Source organism: Acidihalobacter aeolianus, from assembly GCF_001753165.1.
Lineage (GTDB): Bacteria > Pseudomonadota > Gammaproteobacteria > DSM-5130 > Acidihalobacteraceae > Acidihalobacter > Acidihalobacter aeolianus.
The window spans coordinates 161,752-179,556 of sequence record NZ_CP017448.1 but is presented as its reverse complement, the minus strand read 5'-3'; the positions used below and the strand labels follow the sequence as shown (position 1 = coordinate 179,556).

The window sequence follows — 17,805 nt, the reverse complement described above, 5'->3', positions numbered from 1 at the left end:
GTAGTTACAGGATCAGTGTGCGCAGAATACGTTGAATCGACATCATTTCCGTCTGCCAACAATAATGATGTCAGTTTTTATTCAAAAAACACAACCGTTGCAGCTTATTCATGTGGCGATACGAAATGTTAACGAACCATGTTGAAGGCTGCATGCGAAAATACGGATTCAGGAATATAGCTTCTGAAAGAAGCTATCCAGAATATTACTGGTGAGCTAGGCGGGCTGCTGGAAAAGGCAACCAAATCCGAATATGCCGCCGAACCATTCTCAGCAACAAACTCTATGAGCAACTCTGGGTCTGATCTTGCCTTTTGCCAAACCCTTGAAGCCCACGGCCCGCTCAAGAATGAAGTGCAACACTGCCCCGGGTATCGCGGAGGCTGGTTGGTTTAAGTCAGGCCGCCCGTTTGTTTGGCTTGGCTGTCGTGTTTCTGATAGTAGTGGGCCTCAGCTTCTGTCGATGGGATATAGCCCAGGGGCTGCATCAGGCGCACGCGGAGCACACGGGGCCTTGCAATCAAGCATAAAAATAACGGGCGATCACCCGCTCCTCATCTCCTTCCACCGCTTCTCCAACCGCGCCACCGATACCGGCCGCGGCGTGCCGAGTTCCTGGGCGAACAGCGATACGCGCAGTTCCTCGATCTGCCAGCGGAAATCGCGCAGGGCTTCGCTGACGTTTTTGCCGTCGCCCCAGCGCTGCTTGCAGCGCGCCCAGAGGGGTTCGATTTCGACGCGCAGGCGGCGGTCCTTGTCGGGCTGCTGCTGCAGGCGTTCCAGGCGGCGTTCGACGGCCTTGAGGTAGCGCGGCAGGTGCGGGCGGTATTCGCGTGGCGTGGCGCGGATGAAACCAGTGTAGATCATGTGCGCGAGCTGGTCGTTGACGTCGGCGGCGGCCTCGATCCAGCTCAGCGGGACGTTGCCCTTGAGGCTCTGGCGGATGCGGTGGAAGGCGGCGAGCGCATCGCTCATGCGCTCGGCGAGCCGCGTGGCGACGGTGACGATCTCGCTACGCCCGGCCTCGACGCGCGCGGCGAACTCGGCCTCGCTGCGCGGCAGCGGCTCGGCGAGAAACAGGTCTTCCAGCACGGCGTCGATGAAGTCGTCCTTGAGCGCTTCGCAGCGCCCGACGGCGGCGAAGTGCAGGCACATCGTCTGCGCGTGCGGGAGCTGCTTGTGCAGGTATTTGACCGGCTCGCGCAACACGAGCCGCAGCAGGCCGAGCAGGCCCTCGCGATGTGCGCGCTCGGCGCTCGCCGCGCTGTCCAGTATGCGTAGCGCGACCCGTTCGCCCTCGCGCACCAGCGCCGGGTAGCCCTTGAGCGCGAGGCCGTGCTGCTCGATGTCGACGCTCTCGGGCAGGTCGCCGAAATTCCAGGCGGTGACGTCGTCGCACTCCAGGCTCTGCGTGGGCATCGCCTCGAAGGTCTGCTGCACGCGGCCTTCCAGCGTGTCGGCCAGCGCGGACAGGTCGCGCCCGGCGGCGAGCAGTTTGCCCTTGCCGTCGATCACCTCGAAGCGCATGCGCAGGTGGTCCGGCAGCGCGGCCGTGTCCCAGGCTTCCGGCGACACCTCGACGCCGGTCATGCGCTGGAGCTGGTGCGCCAGCGCGCCGGTCAGCCCACCCTCGCCGAACGCGAGCGATTGCGCGCAGGCGCGGGCGAAGTCCGGCGCGGGCACGAAGTGCTTGCGCAGCGCCTTGGGCAGGCCGCGGATCAGCGCCGCGAGCTTGTCCTCCAGCAGACCGGGCACCAGCCATTCGCAGCGCGCCGCGTCGATCTGACGCAGCGCGGCGAGCGGCACGGTGAGGGTCACGCCGTCGTCCTCGCCGCCCGGTTCCAGGCGATAGCGCAGCGGCAGCGCGAGGCCGGGTCCGGCGGCGAGGCGATCCGGGAAGCGCTCGGCGGTAATGTCGTCGGCGCCGTGCTGCATCAGCGCCTCGCGCGTGAGGTACAGCAACCTGGCGTTGTCGCGCTCGGCCTGTTCGCGCCAGCGCTCGAAGGCCTTGCCGTTGTTGATCTCGGCCGGCACGAGGCGGTCGTAGAACTCGAACAGCACGTACTCGTCGACCAGGATGTCCGGCCGGCGGGCCTTGGCCTCCAGCTCTTCGACTTCCTCGATCAGCGCGCGGTTGTGCGCGAGAAAGCCACCGCGGCTGCGGAATTCGCCGTAGACCAGGGCATGGCGGATGAACAGCTCGCGCGCCTCGGCGGGGTGGGTGCGCGCATAGTCCACGCGCTTGCGCGGCTGGACGACGAGGCCGTAGAGCGTGAGCCGGTCGAAGGCGCCGACGCGTGCGGGGCGCTGCTCCCAGTGCGGCTCGAAGATGTGGTGCTTGATGAGATGCGCGCCGAGCTGCTCGATCCACTCCGGCTTGATGCTGGCGACGGTGCGCGCGTAGGTGCGCGCGGTCTCCGCGATCTCCGCGGCCATCAGCCACTTGGGCCCGCGCTTGTGCAGCCCGGAGCCGGGGAAGATGTGGAACTTGCGATTGCGCGTGCCGAGATAGGCGTGCTTGTCGCGGTCGTCCTCGGACTTGAAGCCGACGTGCGCGAGCAGGCCGGCGAGCAGGGCGCGGTGGATGGCGTCGTACTCGGCCGGCTGTTGGTTCTCGCGAAAGCCCATCTCGGTGAGCTGGCCGTGCAGCTGGCGCCAGGTCTCGATCCATTCGCGCAGGCGCATCCACGACAGGAACTCGCGCTGGCACAGCTTGCGCAGCTGCGACTTGGAGTGGTGGCTGGCCTGCTCGTGGTAGTGCTCCCAGAGCCTGAGGTAGGCAAGGAAGTCGGAACGCTCGTCGCGGAAGCGCTTGTGCGCCTCGTCGGCGGCCTGCTGGCGATCTGCCGGGCGTTCGCGCGGGTCCTGCACGGCGAGCGCGGCGACGATCACCAGCACCTCGCGCAGCGCGCCCTCGCGCTCGGCGGCGAGCAGCATGCGGCCGAGGCGCGGGTCCACCGGCAGCCGCGCGAGGCGCCGACCGACGTCGGTGAGGCGCTGCTGGGCGTCCACCGCATGCAGCTCCTCGAGCAGCAGGTAGCCGTCCCTGACCAGGCGCGGGTCGGGCGGGTCGATGAACGGGAAGTCGGCGACCTCACCGAGGCCGAGCGCGGCCATCTGCAGCACCACGGCGGCGAGGTTGGTGCGCTGGATCTCGGGGTCGGTGAACGCCGGGCGCGAGGCGAAATCCTCCTCGCTGTAGAGGCGGATGCACACGCCCGGCCCGACGCGCCCGCAGCGGCCCTTGCGCTGGTCGGCCGAGGCCTGCGAGACGGGCTCGATGGGCAGGCGCTGCAGCTTGGCGCGCCAGGAATAGCGCGAGATGCGCGCGGTGCCGGCGTCGACCACGTAGCGGATGCCGGGCACGGTGAGCGAGGTTTCGGCAACGTTGGTGGCGAGCACGATGCGCCGCCCGCCGTGCGCCTCGAACACGCGATGCTGCTCGGCGGCGGAAAGCCGCGCGTACAGCGGCAGGATCTCGGTGTGCGGCGGATGGTGCTTGCGCAGCGCCTCGGCGGCCTCGCGGATCTCGCGCTCGCCGGGCAGGAACACCAGCACGTCGCCCAGCCCCTCGCGCGCCAGCTCGGCGCAGGCCTCGACGATGCCCTGCGTCGGGTCGCGATCCTCCTCGTCATCCTCCAGGGTCACCAGCGGGCGATAGCGCACCTCAACGGGATAGGTGCGGCCCTCGACCATGAGGATAGGCGCGTCGTTGAAATGGCGCGAGAAGCGCTCGGGATCGATGGTGGCCGAGGTGACGATCAGCTTGAGGTCGGGGCGCTGCGGCAGCACGCGCTTGAGGTAGCCGAGCAGGAAGTCGATGTTGAGGCTGCGCTCGTGGGCCTCGTCGATGATCAGCGTGTCGTACTGGGTGAGCAGGCGGTCCTGCTGCATCTCCGCGAGCAGGATGCCGTCGGTCATCAGCTTGAGGTAGGTCTCGGGGCCGATGTGATCCGAGAAGCGCACCTTGAAGCCGACGCCGCGCCCGACCTCGGTCTTGAGCTCCTCCGCGATGCGCCCGGCCACGCTGCGCGCGGCGATGCGCCGCGGCTGAGTATGACCGATCAGGCCGGCTGCGCCGCGTCCCAGCTCCAGGCAGATCTTCGGCAGCTGGGTGGTCTTGCCCGAGCCGGTATCGCCGCAGACGATGACCACCTGATGCTCGGCGATGGCGCGGGCGATGTCCTCGCGCCGCGCGACCACCGGCAGCTCGTCGGGATAGGTCGGCACCGGCAGTGCGGCCCGCCGCGCCGCGAGCCGTTCGCGCGCCGCCTCGATCTCGGGTTCGAGCTTCGCCAGCCCGCGGTCGACCGGCTGGCCGCCGCGCGCGCGCCGCGCGAGCCCGGCCAGGCGCCTGGCGAACTCGGCGCGCTCGCGCGCGGCCACCTCGTCGAGGCGAGCCTCAAGCTGTCGAAGACGTTCGGAATCCTGCACGGGGTTATTCGATCGTTGGGCTTTCTACAGAAAAAATTAACACCTAGGGCCTACTCGCACTCTGGGGCAAGCGATCATCCCGATCGCGCGGCATCGAAATCCATTCGTTCCACCCCATCCAGATTGACCGTCTGACGAGACTGCCACAGATCGAAAGTGTCCTGCATGGCCAACCAGCTCTCGGGCGTACGCCCTAGCGCGATGGACAGGCGCAACGCCATTTCCGAGCTGATCCCGCTGCTGCCGTTCAACACGCGATTGAGCGTGGACGGCGATACGCCCAGCTTGGCGGAAAGCTGGCGCCCCGTGATCGCAAAGGGCTCCAGGTAGATCTCGCGTATGAATTCCCCGGGGTGGGGAGGATTATGCATGGCCATCAGCGGTAGTCCTCGTAATTCAGTATGTAGGCGTGGTCTTCGTGAAATTCAAAGGTGATGCGCCAGTTTCCGTTGATCCATATCGCCCAGCGGTTCTTATCCGAACCTTTCAGCGAATGGAGCTTGAAGCCCGGAACATCCATATCGTCGATGACCTGCGCGGTATCCAGGGCCAGCAGCTGCATCCTCAAACGCCTCGCATGCTGCGGCTGAATGCCGGAAGCCTGACCGGCCTCGTAAAACCTTTTCAGCCCCTTGTGGCGGAACGATTTGATCATCTGGCGAAGTTAGCATGTTGCGCACCGCGCAACAAATTCCGTTGCGCGCCGGCATGGGCAATGACGCTTCGTTGCAGGAAAACTACCGAGACCCCGTGTGCCGGAGCGGATACGGCAAGCCGCTGGCGTGCCGGGCGCCAGAGCCCATTCACACGATGCGATGGGACGCTGAAACGCCCCCGGGAACGAAACTGAACGCGACTAGCTGGCGGTCGAGGACGCGTTGCTCTCGCCGGTTTTCGCGGGAACGGGCTCGGCCTGTGCCTCGGGGCTTGTGGTCTGCTGCTGCACCTCGCCGTCCGCGGACGCCTCGGTTTCGCCTTCCCGAGCGGCGTCATCCGAATCCTCCGCCGTCTGGGCCGCTTCGGCCTCGCCCCCGGTCTCCGCCGCCTGTGGCGCACCAGCTTCCCGGTTCTTTCTGGCCTCGCCCTCCTGAGGCAATGTCTCCGCACCTTCCAAGGACTCATCTGGTTCGGCTTGAGGTTCAGGCGCATCGATGCACAGGAAGTCGCGCAGCTTGTCCATCAGCTCGTGCTGGTGATCGTCGAAGCCGATGCCGGCAATCACCGCCTCGTTCTGCAGGCGCAGCCGCACCACCTTGCCGGCGATCTCGTGCTCGCCACCGGCATCCTGCGGCAGCGTGAGCTGCAGCTTGATCGCAACCCCGACCTCGCGGTCGTCCTCCCGGAGTTCGCGACTGGCGATCTGGCAGCCGCCGGAGGAAATGTCGATCAGCAATGCCGGCATGGTATGGCCGGAAATGTCCTTGAGCGAACAAGGAAGACGGCATGGCAGGCGAAGTTCCTGTCGAACACTCACCTTGTTGATGAGGTCGGGACACTGCAGGAATACCAGCAGGTCCGGGCGGTACTGCACATGAACCACCGGGCTGGTGAATCCATAGGCGATGCCCTCGACCAGGAACCGGACAATCAGACTGTCACCGAGCTTGGGTCCCAGCGCACCGAGTCCCTTACCACCACGACCGCGCTGCGAATGCAGCACGACATACTTGCCGGGAACATAGCCGAAGATGTCGGCATCGATGCGGGTATCGAAATGCGGCGCCTGAACGAGTACCTTGAAAGATTCGCCGAGCACGTCCGAGAGACGGTGCATGAGCTGTTTTTCCACAGGGCTATCCATCCATAGTCACGAAACATCCCTCGCCGTCGGACTATCCCGTATCGAAACATCGGGGTAAGACCTTCGGCATCCGGCTATCCCTCTGTTGAAGCGTATGCGTCGAGTGTCGGGAATACGCTGCCTAGGGAAAAACATAGCTCATCGGTGCCGCCGATTCCTACCTTGGGTGCGACATGCCGCTGCCAAGATCCAGGACTGCCATCGCTTTGTCGTGCGGATCGACATCCGTGTCCGCCCTCAAGCGCGGCGACCGGTCTGCCGCAGGAAGGTTCGATCCGGGCCGACGGGTAGCCTGTTCAGCATATCAATGGGCGTCCGAATCCGGCCCGTGCACGCTCGACCTCATTGCGGATCGCGCAGCCGTGCGCGTGGTCGTTGAGCAGGCCCATGGCCTGCATGAAGGCGAACATCGTGGTCGGGCCGACGAACTTCCAGCCGAGCTTCTTCAACGCCTTGGACAGCGCCACGGATTCCGGCGAGGTGGTCATCGACTGCGGCTCCGGCAGGGTCGCCGGATCGGGTTCGTAGCGCCAGAAGAAGGCGGCCAGCGAACCCTCGCGTTCGACCATCTCGCAGGCACGCCGGGCGTTGTTGATCGTCGCCTCGATCTTGCCGCGGTGGCGGATGATGCCGGCGTCCCCGAGCAGGCGCTCGACATCGCGCGAGGTGAAACGCGCGACCCGCTCGAAGTCGAAGCCGTGGAAGGCGGCGCGGAAATTCTCGCGCTTGGCGAGGATGGTCCGCCAGCTCAGGCCGGACTGAAATCCCTCGAGGCAGATCTTCTCGAACAGGCGGCGGTCGTCTCCGACCGGGAAGCCCCATTCGCGGTCGTGGTAGTCGAAGAACTCGGGCGCTGCCTGGCACCAGCGGCAGCGCGGGCGGCCGTCCGGGCCCGGGATCGTCTCGCTCATGGCGCTGCCTCCTGGTGGCTGGCGGGCATCAGATGGAGGCCGGCGCGTCGACGGTGTGCGCGCTGCGCACGTTGCCGGTATTGAGCGTGTCGGCCGGCTCGAACAGCAGCACCTCGACCTCCTCGGCGGCGTACGGCTGGTGCTCCACGCCGCACGGCACGACCACGAACTCACCCTCGTTCACCTCGATCTCGCGGTCGCGCAGGCGCATGACGAGCCGGCCGCGAACGACCAGGAACAGTTCGTCCTCGTCGTCGTGGTGGTGCCACACGAACTCGCCCAGCAGCTTGACCAGCTTGACGTGCTGACCGTTGAGCGTGGCCGCGATGCGCGGGCTCCAGTATTCCGTGATGCGTCCCAGCTTTTCGGACAGATTGACCTTTTCCACCGCCATGCTCGCCTCCCTAACCGTTAGCGGCCGATCACAATGCCGTCTTGAGCTTGCGCCCGCCAGTGACGGCGAAACCCTCGCGTTCGTAGAAGGCCAGCGTCGCCGCGAACTCGGGAAGCGGCGGCGTGGTCACCTCCAGGCGGGTCCAGCCGCGCGCCGCGCCGAGCGTGCGGGCCTCGGCCAGCAGGCGGCGGCCCAGGCCGCGGCTGCGGCACTCGGGTCTGACGTACAGCTCGGCCAGGGTGCCGAAGACGCCGCCGGCATAAAGCGCGCAGCCCTCATAGAGCGTGACGAAGCCCGCCAGAGCGCCGGTCTCGTCGCGCGCCGCGAACGCGAAGTAGCGGCCACTAGCCAGAAAATCGGCGAGGCGCGCCTGCGTCGCGGTGAGATCGAAGTCGAACGCCGCCGTGCCGGTCGCGCGCATGATTTCGTCCAGCAGCGCGCCGACGAGCGCCGCGATCCCGGCCACGTCGGCCGGCCTTGCGGGCGCGACGGCGAAGGCGGCGCTCACGCGGCGGCCGCGCGCAGCGTCTCGGCGACGGCCGCCAGGGTGCGCTCCACGTCGGCGGCGCTCACATGGCGATGGGTGACCGCACGGATGCCAGTGGTGCCGGTGGGGCTCATCAGTATCCCGCGTGCCGCCAGTGCGTCGCACAGCGTCGGCGCGTCGACCTCGGCAAGGTCGAAATAGACGAGATTGGTCTCGACCGCGGTCGGGGACAGATACACGCCGTCCAGCGCCGCCAGCCCCTCGGCCAGACGGCGGGCGTTGGTGTGGTCCTCGGCGAGGCGGTCGACCATCTCCTCCAGCGCCACGATGCCGGCGGCGGCGATCACGCCGGCCTGACGCATGCCGCCGCCGAGCGCCTTGCGCAGACGCCGTGCGCGGCGGACAAAATCGCGGTCGCCGGCAACCACCGAGCCCACCGGCGCGGACAGGCCCTTGCTCAGACACGCCGACACGCTGTCGGCGCCTGCCAGCAGCCGGGCGGGGCTGACGCCCAGCGCCACCGCGGCATTCCAGATGCGCGCACCGTCCACGTGCAGACGCAGACCGCGCGAGTGGGCGAGCTCCGCCGCCGCGTCCATGTAGTCCACGCCCAGCACGCGGCCGCCGCAGCGGTTATGTGTGTTCTCAAGCGCGATCAGACGGCTGACCGGATAATGGTCGTTGTCCACGCGGATGGCGGCCTCGACCTCGGCCAGATCGAGCGTGCCGTCTGCGCGATTGGCCAGGGTGCGCGGATGCACCCCGCCGAAACCGGCGGCACCGCCCTGCTCGTAATAGAAGATGTGCGCGTCGGCGCCGAGAATCATTTCGTCGCCACGGCCGCAGTGGGCCAGTACCGAGATCAGGTTGCCCATGGTCCCGCTGGGCACGAACAGCGCGGAGGCCTTGCCCAGACGCTCGGCGGCGAGCGCTTCCAGGGCGTTGACCGTGGGGTCCTCGCCATAGACGTCGTCGCCGACCTCGGCGCGCGCCATGGCCTCGCGCATGCCGTCCGTCGGACGCGTCAGCGTGTCGCTGCGCAGGTCGACGACAGGTTCAGGCACTTCCGTCATTGCGGCGCTCCCGTAGGTGGCCGGCGGGCCGGCGTTCAGCCGTTCATCTTGATGATCAGCGGCTTGTAGTGCTGCTTGGACAACTGATCCAGCATCGCGTTGACCTTCGCGATGTCGCTGAAGGGGCCGATCTGCACCCGGTACCAGGTGTAGTCCTTGACCTTGGCCGGGCTGACCGTGGCCACGATGCCCTGGAAGGCCAGCTTGGCCTTGAGGACGTTGGCCTGCCCCGCGGTGCCGAAGGAAGCGACCTGCAGCAGATAGCGGCCGGGCGCCGTCACCTTTTCCGGTGCGCTCGGGGCCACGGGAGCCGGGTTGGCGGAAGTCGCGCCCTGGCCCTGGTTCAGCGAGGCGGGTGGCTTGGGCACCTCGACCTTGAGCTTGGGCAGCAGGGTGTAGAAATCGAACTTCGGTTGCGCGGGAGCGGTGGTCGAGGCACCGAGCGCGGGCGACGGTTTGGCGGCCGGTTTTTTCTCGTGGCTGGCCGGGGCCGGCGGCAGGCTGAACAGCGAGTGGTGCGGCGGCGCGGGCCGCTTGCTCAGATAGAGCAGGAAACCGGCGAACAGGCCAATGGCGAGCCCGACCGCCAACCAGGCCCAGCCGGGTGCTCCGCGCTTGCCGCCCTTGCCGCGCCCTTTACGACTGCTTGACGACTTGTAGTCGTGTTGCGCCATGCCGGTTTACATCGCCTCCGGGGCCGAGACCCCGAGCAGACCGAGCCCGTTGCGGATGACCTGCTGCACGGCGAGACACAGGTTCAGACGCGCGTCGCGCAGGGCTGCGTCCTCCACCAGGAACTGCTCGGCGTTGTACCAGGCATGAAAGTTCTGTGCGAGCTCGCGCAGGAAGTGCGCGATCTGATGCGGCTCGGCGGCGGTCGCGGCGTCCTCGATCAGTTCGGGGAAGCGTGCGAGCTGGCCGATCAGCGCCGATTCCTGCGTGCTCTCCAGGCGGTGGGCCTGGGCGGCGCCGTGGGCCGGGTCGTGCGCAAGGCCCTTCTCGGCGAGCTGGCGCATCACGCTGGCGACGCGCGCGTGCGCATACTGGATGTAGTACACCGGGTTGTCCGAGGACTGCGACTTGGCGAGATCGAGGTCGAAGTCGAGATGCTGCGAAGCGGCGCGCATGACGTAGAAGAAGCGCGCCGCATCCTCGCCCACCTCCTCGCGCAGCTCGCGCAGGGTGACGAAGGACCCGGAACGCGTGGACATCTGCACGCGCTCGCCGCCGCGGTAGAGGATGGCGAACTGCACCAGCAGCACGTCGAGGCGCGCGGGGTCCTCGCCCATCGCCTGCAGCGCCGCCTTCACCCGCGGCACGTAGCCGTGGTGGTCGGCGCCCCAGACGTCGATCACGCGCTCGAAGCCGCGGTCGAGCTTGTCCATGTGATAGGCGATATCGGAGGCGAAGTAGGTGGTCTGGCCGTTGTCTCGCTGCACCACGCGATCCTTCTCGTCGCCGAACTCGGTGGAGCGGAACCACAGCGCGCCGTCCTGTTCGTAGATATGGCCGGCCTCGCGCAGGCGTTCGATCGCCTGATTCACCAGGCCGCGGTCTGCCAGCGTGCGCTCGGAGTACCACACGTCGTACTCGACGCCGAACTCGCGCAGGTCCTCGCGGATGTCGTCGAGGATGCGGTTGAGGCCCAGCTCGAACACGTAACGGTAGCGGTTGTCGCCGAGCAGCGTGCGCGCACGCTCGATCAGTCCGTCGATGTGTTCCTCCTTGTCGCCGCCCGCCGGCTCGTCGGCCGGGACGTCGGCGAAGGCCTCGTCGGAACTGACCGCCCAAGCGTCGCCCTCCTCGGCGAACAGCGCCTCGGCGATCTCGCGTACGTACTCGCCCTTGTAGCCGTTGACCGGGAAGGCGAGGCGCGCGCCGCAGCGCTCCAGGTAGCGCAGCCACACGCTGGCGGCGAGGATGTTCATCTGCCGCCCGGCGTCGTTGACGTAGTACTCGCGCTGCACCTCGAAGCCGGCCGCGGCGAGCAGACTGGCCACGGCGGCGCCGTAGGCCGCGCCGCGCCCGTGGCCCACGTGCAGCGGTCCGGTCGGGTTGGCGGACACGAACTCGACCTGCACACGGCGCCCGGCACCCAACGCGCTGCGCCCATAATCCGGGCCCTGCTCAAGGACGGTCTCGATCACGCCCAGGCGCGCGGCACGGCTCAGGCGCACATTGACGAAACCGGGACCCGCGATCTCCACCGCCTCCACGCGTGGGTCCTGCGGCAGACGCGCGACCAGCGCCTCGGCGATCGCGCGCGGCTTGCGTCGCGCGGGCTTGGCGAGCTGCATGGCCACGGAGGTGGCGAAGTCGCCGTGCGACTCGTCGCGCGTGCGGCTCACGGGCACGGAGACGGCGGCATCGGCAGGCAGCTCGCCGTCGGCCACCAGGGCGTCGAGGGCGGATTGCAACAGGGCTTGGATTTCGGCTTTCACGGCGGGGTTTTCCGGGGGGATTCCAAAGCGGGCCATTCTACGTGTTTCCCTCCTGCGCGAGAAGGAAGGGGCGTCAGTAGAGATCGACCGGGTCGACGTCCAACGACCAGCGCACGCGGCGCGCCTCGGGCAGCGCGTCGAGCAGCGGCAGCCCCTCGCTCAGCAATCGATGCAGCGGCGCACGACTGCGCGCGCGCAGCAGCAACTGCGCTCGATGGCGCCCGGCACGGCGCGGCATCGGCGCCGGCACCGGCCCGAGCAGATCGACCGTGCGCGCGGCGCGCGGACGCAGCGCCGCAGCGGCGGCGGCGAGAAAGGCCATCGGCGCGGCCTCGCCGGGCGCCTCGGCACGCAGCAGGGCGAGATGGGCGAACGGCGGCATGCCGGCCGCCCTGCGCTCGGCCAGGATCGCGTCGGCCGCGGCCGGATAGCCGTCGCGCAGCAAGGTGATCAGCAACGGGTGCTCCGGCTGCCCGGTCTGGATCAGCACCTCGCCCGGCTGTTCCGCACGCCCGGCGCGGCCGGCCACCTGCACCAACAGCTGCGCCAGCCGCTCGTGCGCACGGTAGTCGACGCTGTAGAGCCCCTGATCCGCGTCGATCACGCCGACCAGGGTGACGCTGGGGAAGTGGTGTCCCTTGGTCAGCATCTGGGTGCCGACGAGCAGCGGGTACTCGCCGCTGTGCACCGCCTCCAGGCGTTCCGCCAGCGCGCCGCGGCGGCGGGTGGTGTCGCGGTCGATACGCAGCACGCCGGCGTCCGGGAAACGGGCGGCCAGCACCGTTTCCAGACGTTCGGTGCCCTGCCCCAGCGGCATCGGATCAACCTGACCGCACTCGGGACAGGCCTCGGGCAACCGAGTCTCGCGGTCGCAATGATGGCAGCGCAGGCGCCGCGCCTGTGCGTGGTAGGTCATCGGCGTGTCGCAGCGCGGACAGCGCGCCACCCAGCCGCAGCCCTGGCAGATGAGCACCGGCGCGAAACCGCGACGGTTGAGGAACAGCAGCACCTGCCCGCCGGCCGCCAGCCGCTCGCCCACCGCCGCCAGTAGCTGTGCGGAGAGCCCCGAATCCAGACGCTTGTGACGCACGTCCAGCAGACGCAGCGTAGGCGGCCTCGCGGCGCCCGCGCGCGCCAGCATGTGGTGGTGCGCATAGCGTCCCTCGCGGGCATGGTGCAGGGTCTCCAGCGCCGGCGTGGCGCTGCCCAGTACCACCCGCGCGCCCTGCTGCCGCGCTCGCCAGATGGCCAGGTCGCGTGCGTGGTAGCGCAAGTTCTCCTGCTGCTTGAACGAAGCGTCGTGCTCCTCGTCGACGACCACGAGCCCGAGATGCGGCAACGGCGTGAACACCGCCGAACGGGTGCCGATCACGATGGGCGCCGCGCCGCGCGCGGCCGTCAGCCAGGCGCAGCGGCGCTCGCCGTCGCCCAGCCCGGAGTGGAGTGCGGCGATGGGCACCGCGAAGCGACTGCGGAAACGGGCCAGGAGCTGCGGGGTGAGGCCAATCTCCGGCACCAGCACCAGGGCCTGCCGCCCGGCGGCGAGCGCGCGCTCGATCAGGCTCAGGTAGACCTCGGTCTTGCCGCTGCCGGTCACGCCCTCGAGCAGATGTACGCCGAAGCCGGGCGCCGGCCCTTGCGGCCAGATGCCGTCGACGGCCTCGACCTGCGCCGGATTGAGCACATGACGCTCGCCGCCGCCGGGGGAGGGCGCGAGGCAGGGACGCTGCTCGCGCACGACCAGCCCCTTTTCCTCCAGTGCGCGCATCAGCGGACGCCAGTCGCCGGGAAAGGCGGCGAGCGCCTCGGCCGCGTGCGCCCGATCCGCGCCAAGTTCGAGCAGATAACCGAGCAGTTCGCGCTGACGCATCGCCCGCGCCAGACCCGGCGCGGCGGGATCGGCCCCCGGTGCCGCGCGCCACGCGGTCTCGCCGGCGGCGTCGACCGGCGCGCCCTCGCGCAGCAGGCCGGGCAGGGCGTTCATCACCACCTCGCCGATGGGATGATGGTAGTAATCGGCCGCGAAGCGAATGAGGCCCAGGGTCTGGGCATCGACCAGCGGCGCCTCGTCCAGCAGGGACTGCACCGGGCGCAGTCGCCCTGGCGCGATGACGGACGACACGCCCGATTCGACGACGAGCCCGACCAGACGGCGTTGGCCGACGCGGACGAGGACACGGACACCCGGCGAAACCGCGGACGCAGCTTTGCCCGAGGGCGGCAAATAATCCAGGGCTTCGCGCAAAGGCAGGGGAACGGCAACCCGGATGATGCGAGGTGAGGGACTTGTCACTTAGACCGCCATTTTAAAGTGCTTTATCACATTGACACCTAAGTTACAGTTCCCACGAACAATTTGACGATATCCACAATTCCTGTGGATAACTTTGTGGATTATCGGATGAAATAAGCGGCCGTCCCGCGTCATTGCTACACTTTCATTAATCTGTTCAATTCTTGAACAAGAAAATTTTTATTTTAAAAACAAAATCTTAGAATCCATTCGCGTGTTCTTATGGATTTGCCTCTCCGATTTATATGACCAATTCTGGCACTCAGGCATATGTGCATAAAATACCTTCCCAAGGAAGGTTCTGGATGTGTTTTAGCTGAATGATTCGCTTGGAAAATCGGCCGGGTGCGTTCTGCGTCATGCGGCGTAGCCCCGACGAGCGGCGAACTGTTACAGCATTTTGACGGACTGGATGAGCTCGGCCATCGCCTTCTGCCCGTCGCCGTAAAACATGCGTGTATTGTCCGCGGCGAAGAGGGCATTCTCCACCCCCGAAAAGCCGGTGCCCTGACCGCGCTTGATCACGATGACGTGCTTCGCCTTGTCCACATTGAGGATCGGCATGCCGTAGATCGGGCTGTCCGGATTGCTGCGCGCGGCTGGGTTGACCACGTCGTTCGCGCCGATCACGAGGGCGGCGTCCGCGGTCGCGAACTCGCCGTTGATCTCGTCCAGATCATGGATCAGGTCATAGGGCACCCCCGCCTCGGCGAGCAGCACGTTCATGTGTCCCGGCATGCGCCCGGCTACCGGATGGATTGCGAACTTGACCGTCACCCCGCGCTCGATCAGCAGTTCGCACAGCTCCCATAGCTTGTGCTGGGCCTGGGCCACGGCCATGCCGTAGCCCGGGACCACGATCAGCTTGTTCGCATACGCCAGCAGGACGCCGGCATCGCTACCCTCGATCGGCTTGAGGTGCCCACCCGGACCGCCTTCCGCGGCGACAGTGGCGTCGTCGCCGCCGAACTGGGCAAACAGCACGTTGCCCAGCGGACGGTTCATCGCCTTGGCCATCAGCTGGGTCAGGAGCGTGCCGGCCGCGCCGACCACGATGCCCGCGATCATCATCGCGGGGTTGCCCAGCACGAACCCTTCAAGGCCCACGGCAAGACCGGTCAGCGCATTGAACAGCGAGATCACTACCGGCATGTCGGCCCCACCGATCGGCAATGCCATCAGCACGCCGAAGACGAAAGCCGCGGCTAAGAACAGGAACAGCATGCCGCCGGAATGTCCGCCCGAGGTAAAGGCGACGAGCAGGCCGAGCAACGCGGCAAAGGCCAGCACGGCGAGATTGGTCTCGCGCTGGCGGGGGAAGCGGAGCGAGCTCTTCAGCAGGCGCTGCAGCTTGGCGAAGGCGACCAGCGAACCGGCAAAGGCCACCGCGCCGATCAGCGCGCCCACGGCCGCCAGCACCTGGGTGGCTGACGACATCGGCGCGCCGCGCACCAGCTCGACCGCCGCGATCGCGGCTGCGGCGCCGCCGCCCATGCCGTTGTACAGCGCGATCATCTGCGGCATGTCGGTCATCGCCACCCGCCGGCCGAACCACCAGGCCAGCCCGCCGCCGAGGCCGATGCCGAGGAACATCAGCAGGTAATTGCCCACCCCGCGGACGTCCGGCGCGAAGAAGGTGACCAGCACCGCCGCCAGCATGCCGACGCCGGCCCACAGGATGCCGCGCCGCGCGGTGGCCGGCGAGCTCATCTGCCTGAGGCCGAGAATGAACAGGAGGGCCGCGGCGAAGTACGCAACCTGGATCACGAAGTTCATCGCCGGTCTCCGCGGCCGCTCGCCTTGAACATGTCGAGCATGCGTTCGGTGACCACGAAGCCCCCGACCACGTTGCCTGCGGCCAGCACCACGCCGACGAAGCCGACGAGCTGCTCCAGACCCGTCTGCGCCTGCCCCAGGGCGACCATGGCGCCGACCAGGACGATACCGTGGACGAAATTCGAGCCCGACATCAGCGGCGTGTGCAGGATCACCGGGACCTTGGAGATCACCTCGTAGCCGGCGATTGCAGCCAGCATGAAGATATACAGCGCGACGAATCCCTCGATCATGGCGATGCTCCCTCCACCAGCGCGCGGCTGGGTTCGTGCACGATCGCCCCGTCCCGCGTGAGCAGGCTGCCGGCGATCACCGCGTCCTCGAAATCGGGCCTGAGCGCGTCGCCGGTCAGCATCGGCTGCAGGAAGTTGAACAGGTTCCGCGCGTACATCTCGCTGGCGCGCAGCGGCACCTGGCTGGGCACGTTCAGCGGGCCGTGGATGGTGACGGCGCCGTACGTCACCGTCCTGCCGGGCTCGGTCAGCGCACAGTTGCCGCCACCGTCGGCGGCCAGATCGACGATCACCGCGCCCGGTTTCATGCCCTCGACCATCGCCGGGCTGACGATCTTCGGCGCGGGCAGTCCCGGCACCGCCGCGGTGGTGATGAGCACGTCCGTACGAGCGATGTGCGCGGCCAGCTCGTCCGCCTGCTGCGCCTTTTCCTCATCCGTCAGTTCGCGCGCGTAGCCGCCCTCGCCCTCGGCGGTGACCGACAGCTGCACGAAACGGGCGCCGAGGGACTCGACCTGCTCGCGAGTGGCCGAACGCACGTCGTAGCCCAGCACCACGGCGCCCAGCCGCCGTGCGGTGGCGATGGCCTGCAGGCCGGCCACGCCGGCGCCGATCACCAGCACGCTCGCCGGACGGATGGTGCCTGCGGCGGTGGTCAGCATGGGGAAGAAACGGCAGGAGAGATCGGCGCCCATGATCGCGGCCTTGTAGCCGGCCACGGCCGCCTGCGAGGACAGCACGTCCATCGACTGCGCGCGCGAGATGCGCGGAATCAGTTCCATCGCGAAACAGGTGATGCCGCGGTCGCGCATCCGCGCCACCGCCTCGACGTTGCGCTGCGCCATCACCGTGGCCACTACCAGCGCACCCTCGCGCAGGCCTTCGGCCTCCTTGACGCTCGGCGCCTGCACCTTGAGCAGCGCGTCGGCCTGCCTGAGCAGCGCGGCTGCGGACGGGACGATCCGCGCACCGGCCTCGCGGTAGGCCGCATCGGTGAAATGCGCGCGGGCGCCGGCGGCGCGCTGCACCAACACCTCGGCGCCGAGTTCGCACAGGCGCTTAGCGGTGGCCGGATCGAGCGCCACGCGGCGCTCTCCGGCGGCGCTTTCCCTGGGTACGGCCAGCTTGATCGGCATCGCGCATCCCTCGTGGCCGGGGCGCAGGCCCCATCGCTACTACCTGGATGGTAGCCGATAACCGCGGCCCGTAGGCATCGAGGTGCGGCATTTGCATGTCGCCGCGGACCGTGTCTTAATGCGCGCACCGCCTACATGGAATTCAAGGAGACCGTGGTGGGCATGGATCTGGACCAGAGGGTACTTCGCACCGATGCGGCGGGTATGCCGCTCGAGTGGATCGACTATCAGGACGCGGTACGCCTGTACCACGCCGGCCAGGTTGCTTACACCTGCGGCAGCCTGCTCTACACCCTGCACGGAGGCGTCAACAGCCTCACCGGACGGCGCAGCGAGGTGGCGGTGCATTCCATCGTCGCCACCGTCGGCGCTGGCCGACGCCCCGGCCAGCGCTACACCCCGCCGCTCAACAACAATGCCCTGTTCCGACGCGACGGTTTTCTCTGTCTGTACTGCGGCAACCGCTTCTCCGCACGCGACCTGTCGCGCGATCACGTCCGTCCGCTCAGCCAGGGCGGCGCCGACCACTGGAACAACGTGGTCGCCGCGTGCAAGCGCTGCAACCACCACAAGGCGGCGCGCACGCCCGAAGAGGCCGGGATGCAGCTGCTCGCCGTGCCCTTCATCCCGACGCACGCCGAATACGTCTACCTGCAGGGCAAGCGCGTACTGGCCGACCAGATGGCCTTCCTGCGCGCGCACTTCCCGCGCAGCAGCCCGCTGCACCAGCGCCTGAGCTGAGCGTCGCCGCCGGCGGGCTTGGAAA

15 protein-coding genes are annotated in these 17,805 nt (G+C 67.8%); 1 reads left to right on the top strand and 14 read right to left on the bottom strand.

The features are described from left to right. Positions 1–543: 543 nt before the first annotated feature. The 14 genes from hrpA to BJI67_RS00805 all read right to left on the bottom strand — a co-directional run bounded on the left by hrpA (position 544) and on the right by BJI67_RS00805 (position 17,039). Positions 544–4,434: an ATP-dependent RNA helicase HrpA gene (gene hrpA / locus BJI67_RS00870; RefSeq protein ID WP_070071406.1), complete on the bottom strand. Its 3,891-nt coding sequence runs from the start codon at positions 4,432–4,434 to the stop codon at positions 544–546. A 74-nt stretch (positions 4,435–4,508) separates the two neighbouring features. Further along, entirely contained in the window at positions 4,509–4,811 is a 303-nt protein-coding gene (locus BJI67_RS00865; RefSeq protein WP_070071405.1) for a HigA family addiction module antitoxin, read from the bottom strand. Beyond that, complete coding sequence (locus BJI67_RS00860) at positions 4,811–5,089, bottom strand: type II toxin-antitoxin system RelE/ParE family toxin (RefSeq protein WP_070071404.1); 279 nt, start codon at positions 5,087–5,089, stop codon at positions 4,811–4,813. Before BJI67_RS00860 ends, BJI67_RS00865 begins: the two co-directional genes overlap by 1 nt. Before the next feature lie 201 nt (positions 5,090–5,290). Then, a complete protein-coding gene (locus tag BJI67_RS00855; protein WP_197513218.1) occupies positions 5,291–6,208 on the bottom strand; it encodes a PilZ domain-containing protein in 918 nt (305 codons plus the stop codon). 323 nt (positions 6,209–6,531) lie between these two features. Next, positions 6,532–7,146, bottom strand: a complete 615-nt coding sequence (locus tag BJI67_RS00850) for a DNA-3-methyladenine glycosylase I (protein ID WP_070071402.1) — start codon at positions 7,144–7,146, stop codon at positions 6,532–6,534. A gap of 28 nt (positions 7,147–7,174) precedes the next feature. Then, positions 7,175–7,540, bottom strand: coding sequence for a cupin domain-containing protein (locus BJI67_RS00845; protein WP_070071401.1), 366 nt, complete (start codon positions 7,538–7,540; stop codon positions 7,175–7,177). Between the two features lie 28 nt (positions 7,541–7,568). Then, entirely contained in the window at positions 7,569–8,048 is a 480-nt protein-coding gene (locus BJI67_RS00840) for a GNAT family N-acetyltransferase (RefSeq protein ID WP_070071400.1), read from the bottom strand. Beyond that, positions 8,045–9,100, bottom strand: a complete 1,056-nt coding sequence (ltaE, locus tag BJI67_RS00835; RefSeq protein WP_070071399.1) for a low-specificity L-threonine aldolase — start codon at positions 9,098–9,100, stop codon at positions 8,045–8,047. The genes BJI67_RS00840 and ltaE overlap by 4 nt, the downstream gene beginning before the upstream one ends. A 35-nt stretch (positions 9,101–9,135) precedes the next feature. Beyond that, the gene (locus BJI67_RS00830; RefSeq protein WP_070071398.1) at positions 9,136–9,774 is read right to left on the bottom strand and encodes an SPOR domain-containing protein; all 639 of its coding nucleotides are present in this window, start codon (positions 9,772–9,774) and stop codon (positions 9,136–9,138) included. Positions 9,775–9,780: 6 nt separating this feature from the next. Continuing rightward, the gene (gene argS, locus BJI67_RS00825) at positions 9,781–11,541 is read right to left on the bottom strand and encodes an arginine--tRNA ligase (RefSeq protein ID WP_070071397.1); all 1,761 of its coding nucleotides are present in this window, start codon (positions 11,539–11,541) and stop codon (positions 9,781–9,783) included. Positions 11,542–11,614: 73 nt separating this feature from the next. Beyond that, positions 11,615–13,834 (bottom strand): primosomal protein N', encoded by a 2,220-nt coding sequence (locus BJI67_RS00820; protein WP_070071396.1) that lies wholly within the window; start codon positions 13,832–13,834, stop codon positions 11,615–11,617. A 390-nt stretch (positions 13,835–14,224) separates the two neighbouring features. Beyond that, positions 14,225–15,610: an NAD(P)(+) transhydrogenase (Re/Si-specific) subunit beta gene (locus BJI67_RS00815; protein WP_070071395.1), complete on the bottom strand. Its 1,386-nt coding sequence runs from the start codon at positions 15,608–15,610 to the stop codon at positions 14,225–14,227. Beyond that, a complete protein-coding gene (locus tag BJI67_RS00810) occupies positions 15,607–15,903 on the bottom strand; it encodes an NAD(P) transhydrogenase subunit alpha (RefSeq protein WP_070071394.1) in 297 nt (98 codons plus the stop codon). Before BJI67_RS00810 ends, BJI67_RS00815 begins: the two co-directional genes overlap by 4 nt. Then, positions 15,900–17,039, bottom strand: coding sequence for an NAD(P) transhydrogenase subunit alpha (locus tag BJI67_RS00805; protein WP_070071393.1), 1,140 nt, complete (start codon positions 17,037–17,039; stop codon positions 15,900–15,902). The genes BJI67_RS00810 and BJI67_RS00805 overlap by 4 nt, the downstream gene beginning before the upstream one ends. A gap of 135 nt (positions 17,040–17,174) precedes the next feature. Here BJI67_RS00805 and BJI67_RS00800 point away from each other — a divergent pair, with 135 nt between their 5' ends. Then, the gene (locus BJI67_RS00800) at positions 17,175–17,780 is read left to right on the top strand and encodes an HNH endonuclease (protein WP_231940878.1); all 606 of its coding nucleotides are present in this window, start codon (positions 17,175–17,177) and stop codon (positions 17,778–17,780) included. Positions 17,781–17,805: the final 25 nt, after the last annotated feature.